Origin of the sequence: Roseofilum acuticapitatum BLCC-M154, from assembly GCF_030068475.1 — a bacterium.
Taxonomy (GTDB): domain Bacteria; phylum Cyanobacteriota; class Cyanobacteriia; order Cyanobacteriales; family Desertifilaceae; genus Roseofilum; species Roseofilum acuticapitatum.
In genome coordinates this window covers 95,808-121,776 of sequence record NZ_JAQOSP010000116.1, presented here as the reverse complement: position 1 = coordinate 121,776, position 25,969 = coordinate 95,808, and the positions used below count along the sequence as shown (strand labels likewise).

Sequence of the window (25,969 nt, the reverse complement as noted above, 5' to 3'; positions counted from 1 at the left end):
TATAGACTGAATCACCTGGCCTCGATCGATCTCCACACTTTGAACCGGCAACCCGGTTGTATTCAACCCCAAAGTCAGGCCTAAACCTAAAAACGCTTTCCAGAACCCTAATCCATGTTTGTGTGCTACCATGATTCCCCTCTGCGATCGCTCTAGATAGTGTACTTAAAAACTCATGTTTAGACTATTCTGATTACAGTTGTCCCGATCCGGATACCCCATATTATGGCTTCAGATGGTCTAGATTTTATAAAAAAATCTAAAATCCAGACAGCCAGAATTGATTCAATGCGATACCTTAAAGGATTGTTGCCAGCAGATTATCTAATTATCAATGGAACCTGATTCATTACCCACAGAGATTATTGTTACCCATCCCCGGCAAACCCTCGGCAAAGTTCAACTCGATTGGACTCCCCAACCAGGCAACTATCTCCATGTTGAAGGCAAAACCTATACTGTCCTAGAGCGTCGTCACCGCTATAGCCTCAAATCGGGTCAATATCGTTTACAGAAAATTGCCCTCTATGTTCAACCTTCCTCCCCTCCCAGCGAACAAAGCTTAGTCAATGGACGGTGGACTATTGGTGATAGCAGTTGTCGCTTTAATGCCTTATCTGAATTGATTCGTTGTGCAGTCTATCCAGAAGGCCCCTGTTCTAGCTGTCGATTCTATGAACAGCGAAGTCCTAATACTTAAATAAGATCGCCTTCAATATAGCCCTAACGATCTTCCGGATAATGATCTTCCACATAATGATATTTATGCCAATGACGGGCAATATCTACCCGACGACAAATCCACACCTGCTCTTGTTGTTGCACATAATCTAAAAACCGAGCTAACGCGGCTGCTCTTCCAGGTCGTCCTGCTAATCGGCAATGCAGACCAATACTGAGCATTTTAGGATGCTCTTCACCTTCTGCATACAACAGGTCAAAGGCATCTCGCAAATAAGTAAAAAATTGATCTCCACTATTAAACCCTTGGTAAGTGGCAAACCGCATATCATTCGTATCTAGAGTATAGGGAATCACCAGATGGGGCGCACCGTACTCCATGATCCAGTAGGGCAAATCATCAGCATAACTATCCGCATCATACAAAAACCCCCCAGCTTCTACCACCAATTTGCGAGTATGGGGACTGACTCGCCCGGTATACCATCCCAAGGGACGAGATCCCGTCACTTGAGTATGAATATCTATAGCTTTTTGTATATGTTCCCGTTCTGTTTCCTCGCTGATATGCTGATAGTCAATCCAGCGATAACCATGGGATGCAATTTCCCACTCTGCTTGTTTCATGGCCGCAACAGCTTTTGGATTGCGCTCTAAGGCCATGGCGACCCCATAGACGGTCACGGGGATGTGGCGCTGGGTAAACAGGCGATGGAGTCGCCAGAATCCGGCTCTACTGCCATATTCATAGATCGATTCCATGTTCATATTGCGAACGCCATATAATGGAGTTGCGCCAATGATTTCTGATAGAAATGATTCAGAATGGGAATCTCCATGAAGAATACAGTTTTCTCCGCCTTCTTCGTAATTAATGACAAATTGAACGGCAAGTCTGGCTTGGTTGGGCCATTTGGGATCGGGAGGATTTTGGCCATAACCGACCAATTCACGATGGGATGGAGGGAGCATAACCAAAAGTTTAAACTGTTTTACTCGATTTCTAAGGTTAAGGAAGGCATTAACCGTTGTAAATTTTTCAGAGATTTACCTTGCCAAGGGATACCTTTTGATCCTTTCACGACCATATTAATCTCCTTTTTCTGTCGAATTTTAATCACAAATTTAGACAGCATACTAATCCCTGAGCTATTGAGGAATTCCAATTCTAGTAAATCTAAGGTGATCGCAGGAGGATCTTGGTTAGCAATAGTTTCCAAAATTTTCACAATTGGGGCATATTCTTCCATGCCGCTCAAACGAAGAGAACCTTGAAAGCTAATGGTGTTTGTTCCTTCATCATAGTCTACTCTATATTCTTCTGTTTTGATACTGTGAATGGGTTCAGTAGTCATTCATTTATTCTCCTTGTTATCTATGAATTATCCTTGATTACTTTCCGCTAACCTCAAACCATTCAGTATTCTATGGCATTATATGGGCAGTTGAACCATAGTCGTGACTTTAACCACACCCGGATAGTCGGAAACGTTTTCAAATTTCCATCCTAACTTTGCCAGGTAGTCATTAAGCATGGTTAATAGTCCTAATCCTGAATTCGAGTGAGTCTCTTCTTTGACGCTATTTTCCAGTTGTTCAAGGTACAGGGTTTGTGGATCAACTTGCTCTATTTTTCGCAAGAAAGTTTGAAATTTGCTCACATCTTTAGGGGGAATACTGTTAGAGGTGAAAAATATGATTTTGTCCTCGCGAACTTGGAGACGAATACTAATTGGAAATTCTGAAGTTTCGTCATTAAATTTCATAGCATTTTCTAATAATTCATTGGCAATGTAGCTGACAGCACTTTTGACTTCTGCTTGCTGTTGTTCTGTAACATCATCTTTGGCAGGGAAAAAGGTGGTCAGATAGTCAGCAAGAAAGTCTGCTGATAAGCCATTGTTGCGCCAACGCTGTTTTAAGGGAACAGAGCTGGGGGAAAATCCAATAATTAAGTATTCTGGACTCTCTGGTAAGTTATCGATATAATCACCAAAAAATTCTGCCATTTTTGAGTTCACCTTTGACCATTTGGATTGCTCTACTGAATCAACTTCTATATATGTATAGCATTTTCACATGAGAGAACAGCTTGAGATAACCTGGCTTTCCCTAAATGCCTCTTCATGTATGTGCCAGGACAGTAGAGGGCGGGGAGGAGGGCCAATTGGGCTGCTTTACCTTCATGTGCGTTGATGTAAATCAACTGAAAATACTATAGGGTTATGCTCTTTCTCCTTAAATTGGGATATATGAGATGACACTTGTTCATTGTACTATGGATGTTTATTTTAGGATCGAGAAAGTTAATGAGCAAGGATAACGCGATCGCGTCCTTGATTTTTGGCTTGATACAAGGCCAGATCTGCCGCTTTCATCAATTCTGTCGGGGTTGGCCCGTGGATTGGATAACAGGCTACTCCGAGGGAAATGGTTACAGGGGCTAAGAGTTTTTCTTGGTGATGAACCTCAATATTTTTAACTGCTTGACGAATATGTTCGGCCAATTGGGCTGTTTGTTCAAGATTATGATGGGGTAAGACCAAAGTTAATTCTTCTCCTCCATAGCGAAAAGCCACCCCTTTTTCTTTAACTTGTTCTTGTAAGCATTGGCCAACCGCTTGTAAGACTTTATCTCCAGCATCATGGCCAAAAGTGTCATTGAACACTTTAAAGTAATCGATGTCAATCATCACAAAACCTAAGTTAGAGTGATAGCGATCGGCGCGATCGAGTTCTCGATCGAGAACTTCTTCCAAATATTGACGGTTATACAAGTGAGTCAAAGCATCATGAATACTTTGTTTATGGGTTTGTTCTTCAATAAAATCGCCATGTTCAGTAATGGTCTCTAAAATAATTTCTAAATCTTCTTTATCCCTAGAGACGATTTCCAGAAGACGCTGAAGTTCAGTTTGCGAGCGTTGGAGTTCTTTTTCTATTTGCTTGCGTTCTAAAATTTCTGCGCGGAGTTTGCGATTCGATTCATGGAGCAGGGTTTCTACAGTATCAGCATGATCGACTGTATTTTCTAGCAGGATTTCTAAATCATGTTTTTCTTGCTTCAGCAGAGCCATTTCTTGCCGCAATTTCTCAATTTCTTTCTGGTATTGATGAAGAGATTGAGAGGATATATTCATGGCTGTCAATGTTCCGGAATAAGAAAGAGTAGATTTGGGGGAAATTTCAGCAGTCATAGGCTTCATTGTTCGAGCGTCAAGAGCTATCGTTTTTTTAAGACCAATAAGGTAATATCGTCGTAGATTTTCTGTTGGTCAATATGACGTAAAATGTCTTCAATGACACTTTGCCGAATCTCTTCGGCGGACTTTTGCCAGTTTTGCCTGAGAATTTCACACAGACGATTTACTCCATAGTGTACCCCATCTGAATTTTCGGCTTCCGTGACACCATCTGTATAAAGAAAAACAATATCACCTGAGTTTAAAAGAATATTTTCTTCAGCAATAAAGGGGGAAATCTCGCGATCTAAACCAATGGGAAACCCTAGATCTATGGTATCTATGCGTTCAATTATGCCTCCAGAACGCACAATAATAATTTCTTCATGCTGACCACTGAGCTTAAGGATACCTTCGTAGTAATCGAGGATCATGAAGGTTAAATGTTTATCTATTTTCATCCGCTCAAGGTTATTATAAATTGTCCGATTGAGGGCATCTAAAAATTTAACGGGATTGGTTTCATTATTGGCGAGTAGGGCGCGGGCAGCCGATTGTACCATAATCATGACTACGCCGCTTTCTAAGCCATGGCCGGTAACATCACCAATCGCAATTTTTATGCGTCCATCTTGTTCGAGTACATCGTAATAATCGCCACCAACTTCGGCTGCGGGTTCCATATATCCAGCGATTTCTAAGCCGAGAATTTGACTTAATTCTTCGGATTTAGGTAATATCATTTGCTGGAGTTTACGGGTGATTTCTAATTCTGCTCCCATCCGTAAATTTTCTTGTTTTAGGCGCTGGTTGAGGGCGGTAATGGCTTGATTGGCTTGAGCGAGTTGGGTGGTGCGTTGGGCAACTTTGGCTTCAAGGGTTTCAAAGGAGGTTTTGAGTTGGCGACTCATGCGGTTGAAGGTTTGGGCGAGGATGCCGACTTCATCTTGAGTACGGACTTGAACTAGGGTGTCGCGATCGCCTTGGGCAATACGCTCGACTGCTTCTACTAACTCGGCAATGGGGGCAGTGAGATGGCGAGCGAGGAGCCATCCAAGGAGTAGGGCGAGGGGAAGACTGGTCAAAAAGGTGATGGAGGCGATCGCCCGCGCTCGTTTTTCACTCTCCCTGACTGGTGAGGCATCGAGTTCAATGGCTAAGATCCCATCGAGGCGACCAATGGAGTTGACAATGGGGGCATAGCCATAAACGACTAATTCTCCTTTGGCATTGGTGAAAAACCGGCTCTCTACTTTGGGTTCCTGAATATGCTCTAACCCTTTTTCTAAAAGGGGAGTGATGGGAGTTAGGGGTGTACCTACGGTGCGGATAGAGGCAGGAGGGGGCGCGTAATCTACAATCACCCGGATTGATCCTTCTTGGCTTTCTCTGAGTGTATAAATGTGCTTAATGGAGTTACTCATGGCTTGAATCTCTTTGAGTCGCTGTTGAGTAATCTGATAATAGGAGCTGATGCGATCGCTAGGCGTAACAATCAGGGCATGAAAATCACTATCAATCTGGGGAACCGATAGGGCAATAATATCGCGCAAACGCTCCTTAATTGCTTGCCGTTGAGTCCTTTGAAATTGGAGATACAAACTGAGTGTCAGTGAACCGGCCACCAGAGTAATTAACAGAGAATAAGTAGCCGTTAACTTGGCACTTAAACTCCAGTTTTGAATCCCCTTATACCATCGACTGATAGAAACCAACAAAACTATCCCTCCTCTATGGAACCCCCCAAGGTTATTTAACCCCAATACTGGCTCGATAGGCTTGCTGTTGAGACTCTCGCCCCACTTCATTGGTAATCTTTTCCCAGTCTTGTTCAATTTGTTGTATGGCTTGTTCTGTAGTGATTTCCTCCCTGAGATAAGCGGCTAAGACCCGATCTAAGACTTCCTGTTGATAGCGATTATTGTGGGGAATCCGCAAATCTAAGACCACATTGGCACTACTTAAACTTAAGCCAATCGCGCCTAAATATCTCTGGGCTGCTTCGACGCTCATTCCCGCTTCAATCCACAATTTTTGTTCAGAATATTGGGAGAAACGATAGGGATTAAATCCAGTTGCACCAATGGTTACATCCACATTCGCTTGTGCCGGTTGACTCATATAGGATAAAAAAGCATAGGCGGCATTCTTGCGGCTTTCCTCGCTGGCCGCATTGACCGCACCTGACCATCCCCCAAAAGCAGCATAGGGAGCATGATTAATGCCATTAATGGCATAGGGACAAGTAATCTTATCACAGGGGACTAATTGTCCGGTTTCTCGGTCTAGAATTTCCCGCGAACCGGGAGTGATGTCTGCACCGACTTTATCAATCACTTGGGAAATTTCTGGGTTAATAACAATAGTTCCTGTATCTCCCCAATCTAAAGTGAGGGCACAACGACCAGAAGCAAAGAGATCGCGAACATCATGAATGGTGAGTTCCGCTTCATTGGGGGGGGCGTATTGGGTGGTTTGTTGATAAATTTCTAAGGCTTTGGCAAAGGCTTCATTTTTGACCAAGGGTTTCATCGTTTCAGGGTCAAAAAAGAGGCCTTGACGAGTGCCTTGATTTTGAACCAAGGGGCTGAGAATAGAGCCAAACATCCAATAGGCATGATAATTGGGTTGTTTCGCGATACAAGAGCCATAGTCGGGTTCGCCGTCGCCATTGAGGTCTTTTCCATGGAAGGTTTGGGCGATGGCTAGATAGTAATCCCAGGTTTTCGGGGGGTTGAGTCCTGCTTGTGCGAGTAAGTCGGAGCGATAGTAGACGATTTGAAAGTCACCATCGAGGGGAATGGTATAGATTTTGCCGTCGTAGGTGGCGCTAAATTCTCGAAAGAAGGGGGCGATGTCGTTCCATTCTAGGGCGGGGTCGTTGGCGATGCGCTCACTTAATTCTTCTAAGTATCCGGGAGCGGCAAAATCGACCATCCATTGGGGAGCAAATACGATCAGGTCGTATTGTTTTTTCCCTTGGCTTAAGTCGTCCAAAATGGTTTGATAGAGTTGGCCAAAGGGAACGGTGACGATGTTAATCTTGACTCCGGTGAGACGCTCGAAGTCAGGGGCACGACGTTTGAGGGGTTCGGAGATGGTGGGGCCAACTTCGGTTAATACGTTTAGGGTTATGCCTTGAAGGTTTGCTACTGGGGTACTGGAGGGGCTAGGAGTGGGAGTTTCGGTGATGGGAGGGGGGGGAGTATTGCAAGCAGATAGGGCTAATGTAAGGCTGAGGGGGAGGATGGATTTTTTGAGGCGATCGAGGGAAATGTGCATGATTTATGGTAGTTGGATCTTAGGCAGTGATGGCAAGTAGTTTACTGAACAATTTAGACGGGCTTGTTTCTGGTCAATTGGTGAGTTTATGACTGGTATTTCAAAGTTAACTTACGATCGCGGGACATTGATTTTGCATCCTCCACCGAGGGGAAAAACTTGGGTTGATTATGCGACTTGGGATGACCGAATTGAAAAGTTTCGGATTTTGGCGATGCATTATCGCCGGTTGATGGAAACATTATGGCAGGAGGAGGCGGTATTTGAGGATCGGGCGAAGGAATTTTATCCGGTGGAGTTAATTCCGGCTTTAGAAATGACTCCTTATCCGCATCAGGTGGAGGCGCTGCAAGCTTGGCGGGATGCTCAACGTCAGGGGGTGGTGGTGTTGCCGACGGCTGCGGGGAAGACGTATTTGGCACAGTTGGCGATGCAGATTACGCCCCGAACGACGTTGATTGTTGTGCCGACGTTAGATTTGATGCATCAATGGTATGCCCATCTGAAGGCGGCGTTTCCGGATGTGGAGGTGGGTTTGTTGGGGGGCGGATCTCGCGATCGCTCTCCGGTTCTGATTGCCACCTATGATAGTGCGGCAATTCATGCGGAGGCGCTGGGGTCTCGCTATGGGTTGTTAATCTGCGATGAGTGTCATCATTTACCGACGGAGTTTAGTCGGGTGATTGCTGAATATGCGATCGCACCCTATCGGTTGGGGTTAACCGCGACGTTGGAGCGAGGGGATGGACGACACCGAGATTTAGCGTTTTTGTTGGGGGAAACGGTTTATCAGAAAACGGCACAGGAGTTATCGGGTAAGGCGTTGGCGCACCATGAGGTGGTGCAAATTAAGGTGAAGCTCTCGCAACAGGAGAAGCAGCGATATGAGGCGCTAATTGAAGAAAGGAATCAATTTCTGCGATCGTCGAATATTTTCCTGGGTTCTGTCAAAGGCTGGCAACTCTTTGTCCGCGCTAGTTGTCGCTCTCCGGAAGGACGTAGAGCGATGTTAGCTCATCGAGAGGCGAAGGCGATCGCCCTTTCTACTGATAGTAAACTGCGGGTGCTTCAAGACCTCCTGAGCCAACATTATTCGGAAAAAATTCTCATTTTTACGGCAGATAATGCCACCGTTTACCAGATTTCTGAAACTCTCCTCATTCCCGCCATTACTCACCAAACCCCGGTGAAAGAACGCCATGATATTCTGACCCGTTTTCGTCAAGGAGAATATAAAACTTTAGTGGCTTCCCATGTTTTAAATGAGGGGGTTGATGTTCCGGATGCTCGCATTGCGATTATCTTATCTGGAACGGCATCTAAGCGGGAATATATTCAACGGTTAGGGCGAGTTTTACGGAAAGGTTCCCAAAAGAATAAACGAGCTATTCTCTACGAAGTTATTGCTGAAGATACTGCGGAAGAACGTACTTCAGAACGTCGTCGGGGAGAACCGCAAAAATCTCTTACTCCCTTGCGTTTAGTTTATGGCAAAGGAGAGGCTCAAACCCAGCGAGCAGCAGAAAAATCTTCTTCCTATACTACAGAATCGGAAGAGGAAAAGGGAGACACTTAAAAAGCGAAATCACTTTGAGAGTTTAAATCAGAAGTTTTGCTAAATCCTTGTTGGGAATTCCATTGAATTGCTCCATCTCTTTCGGTTAAAAAAATGGTGGTATTGGTCGCTCTCAGTGCGGATAAAATATCTTCATCAAGAGCATCAGAAAGGGCGATCGCCACCTCTGGTTGTATTTTTTGGATCATCTCTACTGCCAAACCTTGACCCGACCAAATCAATACTGTCTCCCTACTATCAGGCTTACACCAACTCTGAGTCTGGCAAAAAGCATCCGTAAAACTTCTACCTTCCAACATTAACCAACGTTTATTCTCTAACTCAAATTCCAAAACTTGCGGATCTAAACTCAAGCTTTCAACGCTCAAGGTTTTCCAGTTTAAACCCTGATTCACCTGTAAAACTTGATAGGTTTTTACCTGCTCCTCAATCTTCGGCTCTGGTTGAGTTCCAGGGTCGCCAATCTGATAAAATCGCTGTATGGGTAATGTGTCCAAAATCTTTAACCATCCGTCCATGGGAGGATTGTCTGCATTGATCATCATCCCAGCATCCAATGCATTCACCCCTTGAGACTGAAAGAAGGGAATGAGAGTATACTGAGCAACTGCGAAATCTGGCGTATTGAGCAGCACTACGTTACCCCGATCCTGAATTGTCGCTACTGGGGTGCGAGTGGCAAACACTGTTACCTGAGAGAGATAGGATTGAGTGTACCATAGGGGAATGACTATGACGGCGATCGCGAAACCCACCGCAATCCCCAGCACTATCCTAGACTTAAGATAAATTCTCCCCTTCACCCAAAACAAGAGAATTACCCCATATAACACCAGTAACTGAAGTGCCGAAATTTTACCTACCGCAACCGAATTTCCCGGTAGCTGAGTAAACCCATCAATGATCCCTAGAAACACCACCGTGGGATAATACAACAGGGTCGAAACCCAACTTCCCAACCAGGGAGAAATGACTGCTACAAAAGCAATTAACATCCCTCCCAGAGTGAGCAGCACTACCAAGGGCAAAGTTACTAAATTGACTAAAATGCCATAGGGGGGCAGTACGCCAAAATGATACAACTGTAGGGGAAATGTCCAGAGAAAAGCACTGACAGGAACGGCGAATGCAGAGGCGATCGCAGGTGGCAGATAATCCCACATTTCCATCAACACGGGAACCGTTACTACTAACCCCAATGTCGCCAAAAAACTCAACTGAAATCCTATATCTTGAATCCACAATGGGTTGAGAAAAAGTAATATTGTTGCCGTCAGTAATAGGGAGCCTAAAGTATTCACTCGACGGTCTAATAATTTTGCTAAAACTGCGCCAAACCCCATTAATGATGCTCGTAATACTGAAGGGGCAAACCCAGTTAAGGCGCTATAGAGAATCAGGGTAATCATGCCCACCCGAAACTGAATTTGCTTTGAGAATCCCTGAGTGAGAGCTAATACAAAACCCAATAACAACGATACATGAAACCCAGAAGCTGCCAATACATGAGCGAGTCCCACCTGAACAAAATTATCCCGAATATCAAAGGGTAAATCCACCGATCGCCGACCCAACACCATGGAAGCAATAACGATACCTTCCGGCACATCCAACCCCTGCACCAGGGAGTGCAAAATTCGCCCACGCACCCACCACCAGCCCCAGGAACCCTGATTAGGGTCAAATTTGACACTTTTGGCACTCAGCCCCATAAATATGCCCTGGCGGGCTAAATACTGCTGGAAATCAAACCCTCTGGGGATGCTTGCCGGTTGGGGTTTATAGAGTTTTCCCCTCACTTCCACTGAATACCCTGGATGTAATCCTGTAGCTTGCAATCGGGGAATGGTAGTATAGAACTTTCCCTGAACGGCTTGGTTGTCAATCTGACTCACCTGAAGCGTAAACCGGATACGTTGCGATCGCGTCAACTGAGGCTCATCAAGTACCTTTCCTTGCACTGTCACCGGTTCACCCATCCAAGCACTGAAGTCTATTTCTGGAGGTTGGGGGGTGCGAAAATGAAAATAAAAACCCGCTAGAAATCCCACAATTCCCGCCAGTAGCCATATCCGAAACTTGGGCCCCATGGGCCAATATCGGGGGAGGGTAAATGCGGCGATCGCCCCCAAAACCAGCATCCCATAATTTCCCCCAGGAACTGGAACCAGCAGCAACCCCATGATATACGCCAGACATAACAATACACCGCTTGTCCGGGACATGGTTCACTAAAAGATAGAATACACACCAAAAAGATTAATCCCTATATTCTATAGCACTCAGTAGGAATTAAAAAGTATTGAACTGCACCCAAGCTTGCCAAAAAACATAAATCGCTAATAGTGCCAACAGCAGACGAAAGGAAACAGTAATAGTGCGATCGTCCAATGTCGGCAAAAATCGGGTACTCACCTGCGCGCCAATAAGTCCCCCGGTTCCTAAGATAATTCCAGCTAAAGGAACAATATTATTTTGCAGAGTATGACCAATACAAGCGGAGAGGGCAGTTAATACAATCACCCCTAAACTGGTGCGGACGGCATCTTTAATCGTTTCTCCGAGCCATAAAATCTGTAGGGGAACCATAATTACCCCTCCCCCTACCCCTAAAAACCCCGCCATAAATCCGGCAATTGAGCCAGTAATAACTCTCGCCAAGCTGGGATTAAACTGGGGTTCTTCGATGGTGGGTTCAGACTGGGTGAGGTTCTTGCGGACTTGGACTAAGTAGAGGTTGAGCAGTAAGAGCAGTCCGAAGGAGAAGAGGAGAAGATAGGAGGGGAGGCGATCGGCAAAAATACTGCCCACTTGAGCTGTAATAATTGCCGGGAATCCTAAGAGTAGAACTTTAGATAATTTTAAGTAGCCCATGCGCCAATTTTGCACGGTTCCTGAACTAGCAGTGATTAAAATCGAGAGGCTACTGGTGGCCACAGATTCGACCGGAGAATAGCCTAATGTAGTCAAGAGGGGAACTAAGACGGTTCCGCCACCAATGCCTAAAAAACCCGCGAGAATTCCCGCAAAGAGTCCTCCACTGGCTAATAAAATGATTTGGGTTACAGTCATGTCAATTAAAAATTAAAAATTAAAAATTAAAAATTTTTATGTCGGCGACAGCCGAAAAAATTAAACGTTAAACATTTTCAGAATGGAAAACCTTGGGGGAGCATCTTCAGGGGAAATAGGCCATGAACCCCTTTTTGGGGCTGGTTCACCACTTGGGTAATCCGAAAAGAAGCGGCTAAACTACAGAGAACATAGGCTTCTTCTGGGGTAAGACCTCCGCAGTATACCAGCACCTGGATCATCTGTTCTAAGGCTTGTTCTAAGGCTTCGTCCAAGGTAGGGGCAAATCCCATAGTAATCAGGTCGGTGGGGGTTTGGGCGAGGGGGACGGGAAGAGGAAAGTTTTGATGCAGAATAACTTGAATTGTGCCATTCATGGAGGTTTCGATCGCCGTCACATTGACTTCCCCATCCCCTTGGGCCCCATGACCATCGCCAACCGAGAGCAGGGCCCCAGGCACTTGCACGGGGAGAAAGAGCCGAGATCCAGCTTGCAATTCCCGGTTGTCCATATTGCCGCCAAATGTGCCCGGAGGGACGGAAGAATGGGGTTTTGAGGGGGGTGCAACGGCTAAAATGCCAAAAAAGGGCTGAAGGGGGATTTTAATCTCTGGATGGCCGGGGAAGTGGGCAATTTGTTGGTCGAGGTCGAGGGGAATGAAGCGCAGCGCGGGATGGGGGAACTTTTGGGGTAAGGCTCCCCAACCAGCGCGAATGGCGTTAAACCCAACGGGTAAACTGGGAGTGATGCGCTCTAGACGGATTTCCAGGATGTCGCCAGGTTGGGCATTTTGGATGTGGATGGGGCCGGTGAGCAGGTGGGGGCCGGGGCCAATTTTGCGCTCAGGGGGCAGATGGTGACAGATGTTGAGCAGTTCTGGAGGAAAGAAGGCTTGGGGGGCGCGATCATGCTCCTGAATCAGGTAAAATCCGGTATAGGTCTCGATCTGGATGCGATCGCCTGACTCCACCCTAAGCACAGGCGGAATATTCTCCGAAAAGCCCCCCAGATGAACAGTCTCGCAGGTTGCTCTTAAAATATGTTCTTTCATGGCCATGGGTGGGGAATCGGTAATTCGTCAACTCTTTTTCTCTGAAAGTCCCCCTGCTTTGGGAGCAGGGGGATAAGGCACAATCTTCAACTTACACTTTCGGCAAAACCACTTGGTGGGTTTGATCCTGATACTTACCTAACCGGTCTTGATACGTGACATTACAGGGTTCTCCTTCAAAAAATAACAATTGATTAGGGGTCGAGAGAGACGTTACCATCTCCCCCTCCCATTCAGAACCGGACATGAGACTTTCACCTCATCCGGCTCCTAACTTAGTCAATCCTTGTCATTGGTACGGTTTAGACTTCCATCTCTGGAAGTTTCATAATCGTGAAGCGTGCCTATGCAACAATTGAAGACTTTTATATTCATCCTTTCCACCATTAGCGTTTGGGATGATGCGATCGCCTTCAATTAGGTCTGTATCCGTGAAGTACAGCCCACAATGGTTACATTTGCCTTCTTGTTTTTGCATGAGTTTGGCTACCCTCGTGGGGGTATCCAGGTCTTTACCTCTACGTTTACTCCAATATATCCAGTCTCCGTCATAAGGGGATTGGTCTGCTTTAACTGCTGTATGTCGTCTGATGGGCGTTTCCGCGTGAGTTAACAGGCGTAAACCCTCTTCTCTTGTCTGAAACGTCCATTTTCCGTTTTTCCCATGACTGAAGTATTTCCTCAGCTTTTGGGCGTTAGCTTTCCCCGTTCTGCTTACTGTCCATGCCCTTAGTCTTGACCAAGTAATGTTGTCTTCATAAGCAAACACATCCTTAGATACGACTCCACTATAATAATTGCACCACCCTCGTATAACCGGGTTTAAGTGCTTTATGAGTGCGGATTGAGGTGCTGTTTTATGGTTGATAATGACCGTTTTCACCGCTTCCCTGTGGGCTTTGATTGCCTTTTCTGAAGGTTTGATTATGGTTTTGAACTCTAGCTCTCTAGAATTTGTCCCACCACTTTTGCCTCCTTTATACTTTCCAACCTTGTATTGCCGCACATTGAATCCTAGGAAATCGAAGCCGGGTTGTTCCTCTTTCCCATTTACGTTAATTGGGTTTAACGTATGACAGATTCGAGTTTTTTCCGGTTTGAGTTCTAGTCCAACTTGCGATAACCAGTTGGAAATGGCAACCTTGCATTGTTGAATGACTTCGATATCCTTGTGCAGAATAACGAAGTCATCGGCGTATCTGATGATTTTTGGCTTGTATTTCTGGTTTCCTTTCCCGTTTTTTACCATAAAATTCGGGAATAAGTCCCTTATGTCCTCAATCATTCCATCCAACGCGATGTTTGCTAACAGGGGTGATATAACTCCACCTTGCGGTGTCCCTGTTACCACGTTTTCAAATACGCCTTTGTCCATTACTCCTGCTTTTAACCAGCCTTTGATGTGCCGCTTCAGGGATTGTGGACATTCTAATTTGGACAGCAATTTGCTATGGTCAATTTTGTCGAAACACTTAGCAATATCAGCATCCAGTGCATAACAGGGTTGATGATTAATCTTTGTGAAGATTTGCGCTATAGCGTCCTGTGCTGATCTACCCGGTCTAAATCCGTAGGACGTGCCTTCAAATCTAGCTTCCCAGTAAGGTTCAAGCGCTTGTTTGACCACGGCTTGCATTGCTCTATCTCTTAAGGTTGGAATGCCTAATGGTCGCTTTTCTTCTCTTCCAGGTTTGGGAATCCATACCCTTCTGAGCGGTTTAGCTTTGTAGACGTTTCTCAGTTCGTCAACCCATTCCAGTCTTTGCTTAGGCGTGATGGCTTTGACCCCATCAATACCTGCGGTTTTCTTTCCTGGGTTATCTTGTGATACTTTCCGAACTGCTAAGAGTCGAGCGTAGTATGACTTTGAAAGGATTTTCTGGAGTTTCCTAGCTTTAGCAAACTGTTCCGATTTAACCGCTTTGTAGATTGACTTTTGCAACTTGAACACTTTCCTCTGTACTTTCTTCCAGGGGGTTGTATTCCATCCATTGTTCGTAGTCTCTAAACTCGCTATTGGCGTATTCATCACTATTTACCACTCTACATTTTGACTAAGCCGGAGTACGTCAGCTTATCCACATTCATTACAAATGGGCATTTGCTTCTTACTCCATCTCACCCCCATAGACCTTGCGCTTACATTTGTCACTACCTGCTTCACCGACCTTTATGCAGGAGAATCTATGGGATTAATTCGTTCCGAAAGATTGGGTTATCTAACTTTAGGTGCTACCTCTCCCCCAAGATACTTTTGGGACTCCTTAATAGGTCGCATTGCCATACGCCTATCTATTCCCTATGTCCTTTTGGACGCGGTGTATCAGCCTATTTCACCGCTTTGAGGTATTGAAGGTTCCATCCAGTAGTTCGCTTTCGCTCACCATTGCTAGTTGACTTGGGATACATTTTAACCCTTTGGCTAGAGTCAGGTTTCCCGTTACACCCCGCTTTAATCCTTTGATAATGAGTCTCAGAACTAGGGGTGTTGTCCTGTCGTCTACTCTCTTTTTATTGAGAGTGGAGTCCAGACGCTCCCACCGATTGGGAACAATCTTTCAGTTGTCAAGGGTCGTAACCCTTGCCAGTACCACGTTTCAAGGTTGCCCTATCTACTTTTGTACTGAACGAATCACACGGCAATCCCCTCATTCGCATAAACCCGACAGTCAGCACTCGAAGAATTAGATAATTCTAAGGTGAGATGACCGCGCCAACAGGCTTCTGCGGGGGTCGCATTCAGGATAATCGAGCATCTAGCATATGTGGATTTACCCAAACAAATGACAGTGATATTGGGCGGAACCTCTAGACGCTCTAAAGCAACCCCTAAGCCGTAGCTGTGGGCGGGAATGATAAAAAAGTCTCCCTGTTCATCCTGGTGCAGGGGAACAGATTCGAGGTTGTCGGGATTAAAATTTTTCGGATCGACGACTGTACCAGGAATGTGCTTAAAGATCAGGAATTCTTTAGGGCTTAGTTAAACTAAGCTAGAAGGTCACCCTTCTAACTCGTCTTCAAAACCGGACATGAGACTTTCGCCTCATCCGGCTCCTCAAAAACTTGGCTATTGTCATTAGCACTAAAGTCTAAGTATGTTTTAACGTCGTGACAGTGACCGTGTATTAATTGGACATTTTTGTAATCATTCCTTCCTCCTTTGGATTTCGGAATGATATCAAGTCCGATTGTTCGTGTCCGCGAAGCGGAAATACCATGATTAAAAACTTAGGGAGCGAGACGCTCCCACTCCAGCAATATCAAGGGATTAGAGGAGTGTGGGCATCTTGCCCGCTTCTTCACCCTTTATCCGGAATTGATATGATATGGTCAGCTTCCATTACGTCACCGTCTTTAAATGTTAACCCGCAGATATTACATTTCCCTTTCTGCTTTTTAAGAAGCATTGAGATTCTATTGGGCATTTCGGGATGTCTACCTAATCTGGTTGCCCAGTAGGTGTCTTCTCCATTAAAAGGGGAGGCGTTACCTCTGACCTTTGTGTGCCGTTTAATCTCTGTATATCTAGGGTCGATTAGTTCACAGATGTCTTTAACTCCGAACACCCATTTATTATCCCCTCTTTGGAACCAATATTTGGCATTAATCCATTGTGAGGTTTTGTTGGGATGTCTGTGGAATCCCCATCTTTTCAACTTCCAAAACAGTAAGTATTGTATTAAGGAGAAAGCATCATTAGCGCAGGTCGTCGAGTAATAGTTACACCATTCTCGTATTATCGGGTTGATTCTTTTAATTAGAATCTCCTGTTTGACGGCTCTATGTTTCTCAATTTCCTTGGCTAAGGTTCTATATACCTTCTTGATGCTTTCTTTAGAGGGTTTCACAATGGTTTTGAATCCCTTGGGTGTACCCTGGGTATTTTTACCACTGGAGTGTACGCCATGTTTGTACTGTCTGACATTAAACCCTAGAAAGTCAAATCCCACTTTACCTTCGTGTTTTTCTAGGGTATGGGTGATACTCGTCTTTTCAGGTTTGATCTCTAGTCCCACTTCCTTTAACCATTCCGAGATGATTGTCTTACACTTTTTAATGACCTCTAGATCTTTGTGTAAAACCACAAAATTATCTGCGTATCTGATCAGTTGGATTTCCTTTAGATTCAGGTTGTTTGTTCCCTTCAGGGTTGTTGCAAATTCCTTAATCCTGTTTTCCATCCCGTGTAAGGCGATGTTTGCCAGGAGCGGGGATATTGCTCCCCCTTGAGGGGTTCCTTCGTCCGTGGGGAACCATTCTTTTTGGGACATGAAGCCTGCCTTAAGCCAAGACCTTATCTGCCTTCTTAGGGAAGGATAAGTATCGATCTTTTCTAATAGCTTGTCATGGTCTATTTTGTCAAAGCATTGGGCTATATCTGCATCCAACACATATTTCGGCTTATACCTGACTGCGTTGAATATTGCCTCTATAGCATCATGGCAACCTCTACCTGGTCTGAATCCATAGCTATTGGGTTCAAATACCGCTTCCCATTCTGGTTCCAGAGTGAATTTGACCAAAGTTTGTTTTATCCTATCTTCAATAGTAGGAATTCCTAGAGGTCTTTTTTCTGTTTTTCCAGGTTTGGGAATCTCGATTCTTCTTACCGGTTTAGCCTTTCCATCTAGCTTAATATTATTGGCGAGTTCAAGTCTTTTGCGAGGGTCAACAGATTTAACTCCGTCTATCCCTGCTGTTTTCTTACCCCTATTATCTTGGGTAATTTTTCTCGTTGCCAACAATTTAGCTGACCAGGACTTACTTAGCAGTTTTTGGAGTCGGCGAACTAATCTGACGTTTCCACTACTTTTAGCTTGATAAATTCTCTTTTGCAGCTTGAACACCATCCTCTCGATTTGTCTCCAGGGGATGTCGCTCCATTTATACCTCAGATTGACTGGGTTCATAACATATACACTGTTACTTGTGACTTTATCTTCCAAGTTTTCGTGAGTCTGTCAGCCTATCCATCTCCATTACAGAGAGGCTTTCGCTTTTGACTCAATCCTGTCACTTATGTCCTTGCGCTGGTTACTACTCAACTTTCGACCTGGGTTGAGAGAAACATAAGTGATTACCTCGTTCCTAGTATCCATTTTTCGTTAGCTTTAGAGTCTTCCTTTCCACCGAGAGTTCTTTGGGTACAAATGAAGAGATCCGACACCCCTTCATCCTTTTTACTCTATTGACTTTTGTCTCGCAGCCTATCAACCCGTTTTGGCTACTTCTACGTGACGATGGGTTAAACAGAAGTTCGTTTCCTACTCATGGCTAACCTACTAGCTGGGGTTCCTCATCGGGTTTGAAGTTACCAACATTCCTTCCCGCTTCAACCCAGTTGATGACCAGTCTCCTGAGTTGGGGAAGTGTTTTCAACCATGTACCTTGGCGAGAGGGGTTGTCTTTAATCGACTCACCTCTATGGATACTAAGTTGTCATTGTGAAATCACTAATGTAAAGATTCATTGAATCCTTAACATTTATGAACACAATGCCCTGTTTCCCTGAGCCTAGTTGCTCATTTGACAGGAACGAGTCGCACATCTGATATCATACCCATACGAAGAGGCTCCGTAGCTTAGAACTTTTCTCGTCAATTCCTCCTCTTTTTCGATCGCCCGAATTAATGCAGGCTCAAACGGGTCGATCATCCCCTTTTGGGCTTGTTCTGCAATCCACTTATCATTCTTGAGCATATCTGGATTCTACTTTTCCAAAACTTTAGCAATCATAACCCTCTTGGCCCTCATCCTCCTACCTCCTTCTCCTCTGGGAAGAGGGAGAGAAGTGCGAGCAAGATGCTCGCTAGAGAAAGGCAGAGGGAAAATATAAAGAAATATTACAGTTTTCGGGATTTCGCATAAAAACCGCCCCAAAAAACTGAGAACTCTATAGGAGGTGAGTGAAGCACTCAATCCTACCGCTATCCTCCCGAAGGAGAAACAACTTCTCCTTCTTTCCTCTATCCATTGCGTCTACCTAAGAAGATGAACTCCGAATCATCCCCCCCGCGTTCAGAACTCGATACCCTGATTTGTCCGAACTTGGGACAATATTGGAAACTCGGTAAACTTAAAGACTCCGACCAAATTATCCTCAAAGCGTCAGGACAGCAGTTCCTCTTCTCTAAAGAAGAAGGCTATGCTCTGCGCTACTTTACTGGTCAATTTAGCCTAGAGAGTATCCAAAAAGCCTGCCAAGATGAGTTTGAAGATACCCTAGATCCCAAGTTTGCAGAGCAACTGCTGGAAAAACTGATCGGTTTGGGAATTTTGACTTTTGATGAAGTGGAAGCAACGGAAACTCCTCAAGCTGCGACGGCTGGGGGTTCCCAACTCAAACCCTGTCTAGAGTGGATTGAACATCGGGACTATTGGGTACTGCGAAACCCAGAAAACGTCACTTTTCTGCAAGTATGTGACCAAGATAAGACGATTATCGAACAGATTGGGGTGCGATCGCCCCAAGCCATTATCCAAGAATTTTGCATTCCCCCCCACCATCTCAAAGGTCTGCTGCAAATGCTGGCAGCCACCGGCATGTTAGTGGGGACGGAACCCGCGAAGCCCCGTAGAGGCAAATTTACGCCCCTACAACTGCTCTTTTTCCGAATTCCCCTTTTTAACCCCGATCGCTTCCTCAACGCCCATATCGACAAAATACGCTGGGTATTTTCCCAACCTGCCTTTGTTCTCCTCCTCGGCTTTCTCAGCTTTTCGGCTGCCTTCGGAGTCCACAAGCAGAACATCATTGTGCATCAAGGGCAACAACTTCTTGAAAACGGAGCATCGCTGACATTACCCTTCATTTTCTCTAGCGCCTTTGTCGTCACCCTCCACGAATTCGGCCATGCCTTCACCCTCAAACATTATCGGGGAATCGTGCCCGAAATCGGTCTATTATTCATGATGCTCATCCCCGCAGCCTACACCAACACCAGCGATAGTTACTGTTTACCGCGCTGGAAACGGCTCTTTGTAGTCGGAGCTGGCATCTTAGTACAATTCATTTTAGCAGCGATCGGCTTTTGGATCTGGTATTTTTCCACCGACGGCATCTGGTTACATACCAGCAGTTTTCTGCTCATGGCTGCCTCCCTATTTACCCTCGCTCTCAACCTCAACCCCGTCGCCAAATTTGACGGCTATTATCTCGCCGTTGCTGCCACCGGCATTAACAACTTAAGAGGTCGCGCCTTTGGATTATACATCAATTTCTTCACCGGAAAACCCATCCGCGAACCGCAAAAAGACCTCTGGATTTTAGCCCTTTACGCTCCTTTTAGTTTGCTCTATATCTGGTTTGTATTTGGCTTTCTATTTTGGCGAATTTTCACCTGGAGTTGGACTCAAATGCCCATTACAGTCCTCTTCTTACTCGCCATTTGGGCTGTTTATTATTTCTGTCCTAGAGACTAATTTTTCTTGCTGTTATTTTATTCTTTGTATCTACCATGACTAGCACCCCTGAAAAACAACCCGCTTCCTTAAAAGCCGTTCCCCCCAATCAGATTAAACCCTCAACCCAATCAGCACCCAAATCACGAGAAATGCCCGCCCAAGAATCTATACCTGTTCCCGAAGAATCTGGCATCAACTGGGGCCGAATTGTCTTTCTCTGTGCTGTTGTTGGCGGTGGCTTTTGGCTCTCTCAACTGGAAGTTCCTGTTTCAGTGCGAGGAGAAGCAAAACTCACCGCATTACAAAATAATATCCACCCGGTTTATTTGAAAGAACCGGGAAGAATTGATAATTTCCTGGTGCAACATGGAGATCGAGTCCAAGCTGGAGAGACTCTAGCAGAAGTGCAAAGTCAAGACTTGAAAGAAGAGATTCTAGCCGAACAAATTAAACTGCAAGAAGAACAAGCCAAGTTAACTTCTGCCGAGCAAAAGATTGGAATTTTAAGATCCCAAGAAAGTGAGGCAGAGCAACGAGTGAGAGCGATGCAGCGTCAAGTAGATGATGCCCAGGAAGATGTGAATCGCTTATTGAGTAGTTCTCCTCCTCCAGAAATTGAGATCATAAACCATGAAATTGCTTCCATAGACCGAGATATTCAGGGATTAGAACCGGTAATTGTTTCGGTTGAAGAAGAGATTCAAATTCATCAAGACAGACTGGAGAAAGTTTCACAAGCCATTGACGAGGGTGCTATTTCTATTGAGTATCAGCTAAATATTGAAACAGAAATCAAACGATTGGAACGAGAGCTAGAAACTTCCAAGGCAAGAGTCGGGGAATTGGAGAGCAATCAATTCTCTAAAAAAGCGAGGATTGATGCTATTCGTCAAAATCTAGAGCGTGACTTGGAGAATGTTCAAGATGAATTGAGAATGGAAGAAGAGCGTTTGGAGACAGTACGTCAGGAATTGGAGTCTGCGGAGCAAGAAAAACTGGCTCAGGCGGAGCTAGTGAACATGCGTCAAAAAGCGATCGCAGCGCTGCAAGAACAACAGGATAAAAATCAAACCCTTAAAGCCGAACATGAAGGCATTGTTTTTGCCGAAAATTTATCAGAAAATAAGGGTAAATGGTTAGAGCGCCACGATCAGATTATGAAAGTTGTCAAAATCGATCCACTGGAGGCGACAATTTTTGTCGATCAAGCGGATCTTGATTTACTTCAACCCTTGCTTGATGCAAAATCGGCAGAAGTGAAATTAAAACCCAGGCAACCGGGTTATAAACCCCAAACGGTAAAACTGAGCGATATGGAACCAGTGGCACAACCCGATCCTTCTCAAACCACTAAACAAGTGGTTTTAACCGCAACGGTGGATAATTCAAATGAGAAAGAGTTGATCAATGGTGAATTCTATGCAGAGATTCAGGTGGGAAGCCTACCCTTGTATGAACGGGTACGCCGCGAGGCAATAAAAGTGTTAAAATTGCGGCAATATTTCTAAGTATTTTAGGAGTTAGCTGAAATTGTTGCTTTCCGTCTTTCCGTGCGCCCTTCGACTATGCGCCCTGAGCGGAGTCGAAGGACGCATAGGGCGAGTATATTGGTGTAAATCTCCCGGCGATCGCTTTGACTTTCTGCTAAGAATTTTGTTATTGTGAAGCTAATGGCATATAGTATTGTATTTTTTCAGTCCCTGTGGTTCAGCTTAAGAGAAAAGCAAAACAATTAAGTAACTCACCCTTTCGATATCCTGGTGGAAAATTTTATGCTCGTAAATTAATTTTGCCTTGTATTCCCCAACATGACAAATATTGTGAGCCTTTTGTTGGAGGTGGATCTATCTTTTTTGCAAAATCCAAAAGTGTTATAAATATTCTCAATGATAAAGATCCTGATTTAATTAATACTTATATTCAAATTCGAGACAATGTTGAATCATTAATTAAACTTTTGGAAGGTATTCCTGCCAGCAAAGAACTCCATACCTATTACAAACTTAACTATGTCCCTTCAAACAATTTAGAAAAAGCAATGAGGTGGTTTTATCTAAACCGGACATCATATTCAGGAATTATGAAACATGCTAATTGTTATTGGGGTTATGGAGATAAGTATTCTATGCGCCCGGAGAACTGGCCTAAACATTTAAGAACTACTTCTGAAAAATTACAATCAGTTGAGTTGACTTCATTGGATTTTGAAGAAATAATTTCATCTCTTGATGACGACTTTTTTTTGTTTATCGATCCCCCATACTTTGGTGCAGATCAAGACAAGTTTTACTCATGCAGTTTTCAGCTAGAAGATCATTATCGGCTTCAATCTATTTTGCAAAAAAATGCATACCGATTTAAATTTTTGATTACTTATGATAATGTTCCTGAAGTGCGGGAAATGTATGGTTGGTGTACATCAATTCAAGACAATGAATGGAATTATACGATTAATCGTACAGACGATCAAAAAAATAATAAAAAACTTTCTGATGGATATAAAAGTAATCGATATAAAGGTAAGGAGGTTTTTATAACTAACTACGATATCAGCAAATTTTCGGGAATCCAACAATCTATTTTTTATAACCAACTAAGCTTATTTTAAATCTTCAAGAAGAATCATGAAATTTTTAGTTTCTACCCAAGGGTGCATTACTTTTCCTGTGCTTTTATGAAAATAAATGTATGGATAATTTGGTATAAAGCCACAATTTTTTTTAGATTCACACTTTCTTCTTGTACACTGGATATTATTTTCTGGATATACAGCTAAATCTTTACTTTTAGCAATATAGGTTTTATAAAATGCTTCTTCCTGATTGTTGACTCCTATAAGATTCAAAAAAAATTCTCCATCTTTTGACGGAGACCAATAATATAGTCCATTATCTTTGTTTGTCTTATAAAAAGCATTCGCAATTGATGTAATAACAAAGTCAAAATCAGAGGATAAATACTGATCGTTATGAATCATTAGAAGACTTGAATCAATCCGTTCATTTTTTGACTTTCTTTGTGCTGCAACCTGTCCTAATGTTCTAGATCTCATACACTTGACTTTCATAGACACTAAATCTTCTTGACCTTTAACATTATATTCAAAACTCCCTTTTGCAGATAATTTACACTCAATCGCATACTGTTTTGTGGAAATAAGATCGGTTAATTCAATATCTATATCTTTTTGCGTTGATTGTGCGTTTAACCTAGGATTGGAGACTTGATATTTACGAGGGTCGAGAGTTTCGTTTAGGATTTTACAAGCAGTGAATTCAAAAGCTTTTCCTCGAAGCATGGGAATCACTTTTGGATCGTTAATCGTATCTGCTAAAGTTTCTATTTCTAAATTATACTGTTTACAGACAAAGTATAGTTTTTTGAGCCATTCGTAGGGCAAGAAGTCTAACTCAATATCTAAATATTTCAATAGCTGAAAAAAGGTTTCCATTGAAGGGCTTCTCTTGCCTGTCTCCAGAAAGCTAATATAAGTTCTATCAACACCGATTAATTCAGCCAGTTGCTCTTGTGATAGACCAGCCTTAATTCTGGCATTTTTTATTGCATTGTTAAGTTGATGATCCATAATTTATGGATTATCTGTGAATAGTGACTCCTAGTCCACTGACTCATAGTCACATAGTTTTAGATCGCATCCAACGGTTTCCTGAAGCCGGGTTATTGTTATCAGCGAGAGGTTTACCTCGATTTTCCCTCTGTATTGCCCAAACGCCCAATAACATAATATCGTAGTGTTAAGAGTAGTTAAGTAAACTTTTGCAGCAGAATTCAGAGGTCAAGGAGAGTTACGGCACTTGGACAAAGAAAAAATTCTGGTTGTTGACGATGAAGCCAGTATCCGACGCATCTTAGAAACCCGGCTATCGATGATCGGGTATGATGTGGTCACGGCTGGTGATGGGGAAGAAGCCTTAGAAACCTTCCGCCATATCTTACCGGATTTGGTGGTTTTAGATGTGATGATGCCCAAGCTCGATGGTTATGGAGTCTGCCAAGAACTCCGTAAAGAGTCGGATGTGCCCATCATTATGTTAACTGCCCTGGGAGATGTAGCCGATCGCATCACGGGTCTGGAATTGGGAGCTGATGATTATGTCGTCAAACCTTTTTCCCCCAAAGAACTCGAAGCTCGCATTCGTTCAGTTCTGCGCCGTGTGGATAAAACTAGCACCTCTGGCATTCCTAGCTCTGGCGTGATCCAGGTGAGCAATATCCGCATCGATACCAATAAACGACAAGTTTATAAAGGAGATGAACGCATTCGCCTGACGGGGATGGAGTTTAGCCTTCTGGAACTTTTGGTGAGTCGTTCGGGAGAACCCTTTTCCCGTTCCGAGATTCTACAGGAGGTATGGGGCTATACCCCAGAACGCCATGTAGATACCCGTGTGGTGGATGTTCATATCTCAAGGCTTCGAGCCAAGTTAGAAGAAGATCCCAGTAATCCGGAATTAATCCTTACCGCTAGGGGTACAGGGTATTTATTCCAACGGATTCTCGAACCGGGAATGGAGGAATAACCCTAGAAAATTCGGCGATCGCCTTCAGAAGACGATCTCTGGGGTGAAACGATTTGGTAGAATTTGTAAGGCTTTTATCACTGGCGAGCAATGGGATCAACTCCGGCAAGAATCGCAATAGACGCAATGGGTGGGGATTTCGCCCCCGATGAAATTGTCGCAGGAGCGCTAAGGGCAAAAGAGGAACTCGATGTCCATATCCTGCTGGTGGGCGATCCAGATCGGATTGAAGAATCCATGGGTAAACACACCCAATCCCACCAACTGGAAATCGTGCCTTCCGAAGGCGTGATTTCTATGAATGAGGAACCCCTGGTTGCCCTCAGACGCAAGAAAAACGCCTCCATTAGTGTGGCGATGAATTTAGTTAAGCAAAACCGAGCCGATGCCGTGGTATCTGCCGGTCACTCTGGGGCAGCAATGGCAGCAGCTCTGCTGCGCTTAGGTCGCTTACCAGGGATTGACCGTCCGGCGATCGGGGCCATGTTTCCGACTCTGATGGCCAATAAATCGGTTTTAATTCTAGACGTGGGGGCTAATGTCGATTGTCGCCCCCAATTTTTAGAACAGTTTGCCCTCATGGGTACGGTTTATAGTCAGTATGTCCTGGGAATTGACCAGCCTAAAGTGGGACTATTAAACATTGGCGAAGAATCCTGTAAAGGAAATGATTTAGCCATTCGCACTCACCAGTTATTAGATGAAAATCCCCTAATTCCCTTCATCGGCAATGCTGAAGGCCGGGATGTTCTCTCCGGTGATTATGATGTGATCGTTTGTGATGGATTCGCCGGTAATGTGTTGCTCAAATTTGCGGAAGCAGTGGGGAGCGTCATGTTACAGATTGTGCGGGAAGAACTGCCTCAAGGTCTCCATGGCCAAATTGGGACGGCAATCTTGAAACCCAATCTGCGACGGATTAAACAACGGTTAGATCATGCCGAACATGGTGGGGCCCTTCTTTTGGGAGTTGCAGGGGTTTGTATTATTAGTCATGGCTCTGCCCAAGCGCCAACCATTTTTAATGCCATTCGTTTAGGTAAAGACGCTGTAGATAATCGTGTCTTAGACCGACTCCGAGGACAATACCAAAAAACAGTCGCCGGTTTAGGAGCAGTTTCAGGAGAGCAGGAGAGTGAGGGATAACTTGGGTGATTGAAGCCGGAAGACTTCCCTTAA

Annotated in this window: 21 protein-coding genes and 2 pseudogenes; 7 read left to right on the top strand and 16 right to left on the bottom strand. The window is 44.3% G+C overall.

The features are described 5' to 3' along the window. The first annotated feature begins 334 nt into the window (after positions 1 to 334). Positions 335 to 700 carry a DUF6464 family protein gene (locus PMG71_RS18725; protein ID WP_283755242.1) on the top strand — a complete coding sequence of 122 codons (366 nt, stop codon included), beginning with the start codon at positions 335 to 337 and terminating at the stop codon, positions 698 to 700. 23 nt (positions 701 to 723) lie between these two features. On the opposite strand, the gene puuE is transcribed toward PMG71_RS18725, so the two are convergent. From puuE to PMG71_RS18695, 6 genes are all read right to left on the bottom strand, one after another. After that, positions 724 to 1,653 carry an allantoinase PuuE gene (puuE, locus tag PMG71_RS18720; RefSeq protein WP_283755241.1) on the bottom strand — a complete coding sequence of 310 codons (930 nt, stop codon included), beginning with the start codon at positions 1,651 to 1,653 and terminating at the stop codon, positions 724 to 726. 20 nt (positions 1,654 to 1,673) lie between these two features. Next, on the bottom strand, positions 1,674 to 2,036 hold the full coding sequence (locus tag PMG71_RS18715; protein WP_283755240.1) for a slr1659 superfamily regulator: 363 nt from the start codon (positions 2,034 to 2,036) through the stop codon (positions 1,674 to 1,676). 78 nt (positions 2,037 to 2,114) lie between these two features. Further along, complete coding sequence (locus PMG71_RS18710) at positions 2,115 to 2,690, bottom strand: slr1658 family protein (RefSeq protein WP_283755239.1); 576 nt, start codon at positions 2,688 to 2,690, stop codon at positions 2,115 to 2,117. A gap of 297 nt (positions 2,691 to 2,987) precedes the next feature. Further along, positions 2,988 to 3,878, bottom strand: a complete 891-nt coding sequence (locus tag PMG71_RS18705; RefSeq protein ID WP_283755238.1) for a GGDEF domain-containing protein — start codon at positions 3,876 to 3,878, stop codon at positions 2,988 to 2,990. A 26-nt stretch (positions 3,879 to 3,904) separates the two neighbouring features. After that, positions 3,905 to 5,581 (bottom strand): SpoIIE family protein phosphatase, encoded by a 1,677-nt coding sequence (locus tag PMG71_RS18700; protein WP_283755237.1) that lies wholly within the window; start codon positions 5,579 to 5,581, stop codon positions 3,905 to 3,907. A gap of 31 nt (positions 5,582 to 5,612) precedes the next feature. After that, a complete protein-coding gene (locus PMG71_RS18695; RefSeq protein WP_283755236.1) occupies positions 5,613 to 7,145 on the bottom strand; it encodes an ABC transporter substrate-binding protein in 1,533 nt (510 codons plus the stop codon). 88 nt (positions 7,146 to 7,233) lie between these two features. Here PMG71_RS18695 and PMG71_RS18690 point away from each other — a divergent pair, with 88 nt between their 5' ends. Continuing rightward, complete coding sequence (locus PMG71_RS18690) at positions 7,234 to 8,721, top strand: DEAD/DEAH box helicase family protein (RefSeq protein ID WP_283755235.1); 1,488 nt, start codon at positions 7,234 to 7,236, stop codon at positions 8,719 to 8,721. Here PMG71_RS18690 and PMG71_RS18685 read toward each other — a convergent pair. The 9 genes and pseudogenes from PMG71_RS18685 to PMG71_RS18650 form a co-directional block, all read right to left on the bottom strand. Continuing rightward, positions 8,718 to 10,946, bottom strand: coding sequence for a ComEC/Rec2 family competence protein (locus tag PMG71_RS18685; RefSeq protein WP_283755234.1), 2,229 nt, complete (start codon positions 10,944 to 10,946; stop codon positions 8,718 to 8,720). The two genes, PMG71_RS18690 and PMG71_RS18685, sit on opposite strands and share 4 nt — an antisense overlap. A 67-nt stretch (positions 10,947 to 11,013) precedes the next feature. Continuing rightward, positions 11,014 to 11,793: a sulfite exporter TauE/SafE family protein gene (locus tag PMG71_RS18680; RefSeq protein WP_283755233.1), complete on the bottom strand. Its 780-nt coding sequence runs from the start codon at positions 11,791 to 11,793 to the stop codon at positions 11,014 to 11,016. A gap of 77 nt (positions 11,794 to 11,870) precedes the next feature. Further along, on the bottom strand, positions 11,871 to 12,845 hold the full coding sequence (locus tag PMG71_RS18675) for an acetamidase/formamidase family protein (protein ID WP_347179335.1): 975 nt from the start codon (positions 12,843 to 12,845) through the stop codon (positions 11,871 to 11,873). Between the two features lie 91 nt (positions 12,846 to 12,936). Beyond that, a complete protein-coding gene (locus tag PMG71_RS18670; protein WP_283755231.1) occupies positions 12,937 to 13,092 on the bottom strand; it encodes a hypothetical protein in 156 nt (51 codons plus the stop codon). Between the two features lie 32 nt (positions 13,093 to 13,124). Continuing rightward, a pseudogene (gene ltrA / locus PMG71_RS18665) lies at positions 13,125 to 14,874 on the bottom strand (group II intron reverse transcriptase/maturase). A 612-nt stretch (positions 14,875 to 15,486) separates the two neighbouring features. After that, a pseudogene (locus PMG71_RS24015) lies at positions 15,487 to 15,825 on the bottom strand (dCTP deaminase); the annotation flags it as partial. A 26-nt stretch (positions 15,826 to 15,851) separates the two neighbouring features. After that, positions 15,852 to 16,019 (bottom strand): HNH endonuclease, encoded by a 168-nt coding sequence (locus PMG71_RS24010; RefSeq protein WP_347179334.1) that lies wholly within the window; start codon positions 16,017 to 16,019, stop codon positions 15,852 to 15,854. Positions 16,020 to 16,144: 125 nt separating this feature from the next. Next, complete coding sequence (gene ltrA / locus PMG71_RS18655) at positions 16,145 to 17,755, bottom strand: group II intron reverse transcriptase/maturase (protein WP_283755228.1); 1,611 nt, start codon at positions 17,753 to 17,755, stop codon at positions 16,145 to 16,147. 604 nt (positions 17,756 to 18,359) lie between these two features. After that, the gene (locus PMG71_RS18650; RefSeq protein ID WP_283755227.1) at positions 18,360 to 18,545 is read right to left on the bottom strand and encodes a hypothetical protein; all 186 of its coding nucleotides are present in this window, start codon (positions 18,543 to 18,545) and stop codon (positions 18,360 to 18,362) included. Between the two features lie 291 nt (positions 18,546 to 18,836). On the opposite strand from PMG71_RS18650, the gene PMG71_RS18645 reads away from it, so the two are divergent. The 3 genes from PMG71_RS18645 (at position 18,837) to PMG71_RS18635 (ending at position 22,857) form a co-directional block, all read left to right on the top strand. After that, positions 18,837 to 20,267 (top strand): M50 family metallopeptidase, encoded by a 1,431-nt coding sequence (locus tag PMG71_RS18645; RefSeq protein WP_283755226.1) that lies wholly within the window; start codon positions 18,837 to 18,839, stop codon positions 20,265 to 20,267. A gap of 35 nt (positions 20,268 to 20,302) precedes the next feature. After that, positions 20,303 to 21,757: an HlyD family secretion protein gene (locus PMG71_RS18640; protein WP_283755225.1), complete on the top strand. Its 1,455-nt coding sequence runs from the start codon at positions 20,303 to 20,305 to the stop codon at positions 21,755 to 21,757. A gap of 194 nt (positions 21,758 to 21,951) precedes the next feature. After that, on the top strand, positions 21,952 to 22,857 hold the full coding sequence (locus PMG71_RS18635; protein ID WP_283755224.1) for a DNA adenine methylase: 906 nt from the start codon (positions 21,952 to 21,954) through the stop codon (positions 22,855 to 22,857). On the opposite strand, the gene PMG71_RS18630 is transcribed toward PMG71_RS18635, so the two are convergent. Then, positions 22,849 to 23,835, bottom strand: a complete 987-nt coding sequence (locus PMG71_RS18630; RefSeq protein WP_283755223.1) for a helix-turn-helix transcriptional regulator — start codon at positions 23,833 to 23,835, stop codon at positions 22,849 to 22,851. The two genes, PMG71_RS18635 and PMG71_RS18630, sit on opposite strands and share 9 nt — an antisense overlap. A 229-nt stretch (positions 23,836 to 24,064) precedes the next feature. Here PMG71_RS18630 and rpaB point away from each other — a divergent pair, with 229 nt between their 5' ends. Beyond that, entirely contained in the window at positions 24,065 to 24,790 is a 726-nt protein-coding gene (gene rpaB / locus PMG71_RS18625; protein WP_283755222.1) for a response regulator transcription factor RpaB, read from the top strand. A 90-nt stretch (positions 24,791 to 24,880) separates the two neighbouring features. Continuing rightward, positions 24,881 to 25,936, top strand: a complete 1,056-nt coding sequence (plsX, locus tag PMG71_RS18620) for a phosphate acyltransferase PlsX (RefSeq protein WP_283755221.1) — start codon at positions 24,881 to 24,883, stop codon at positions 25,934 to 25,936. Positions 25,937 to 25,969: the final 33 nt, after the last annotated feature.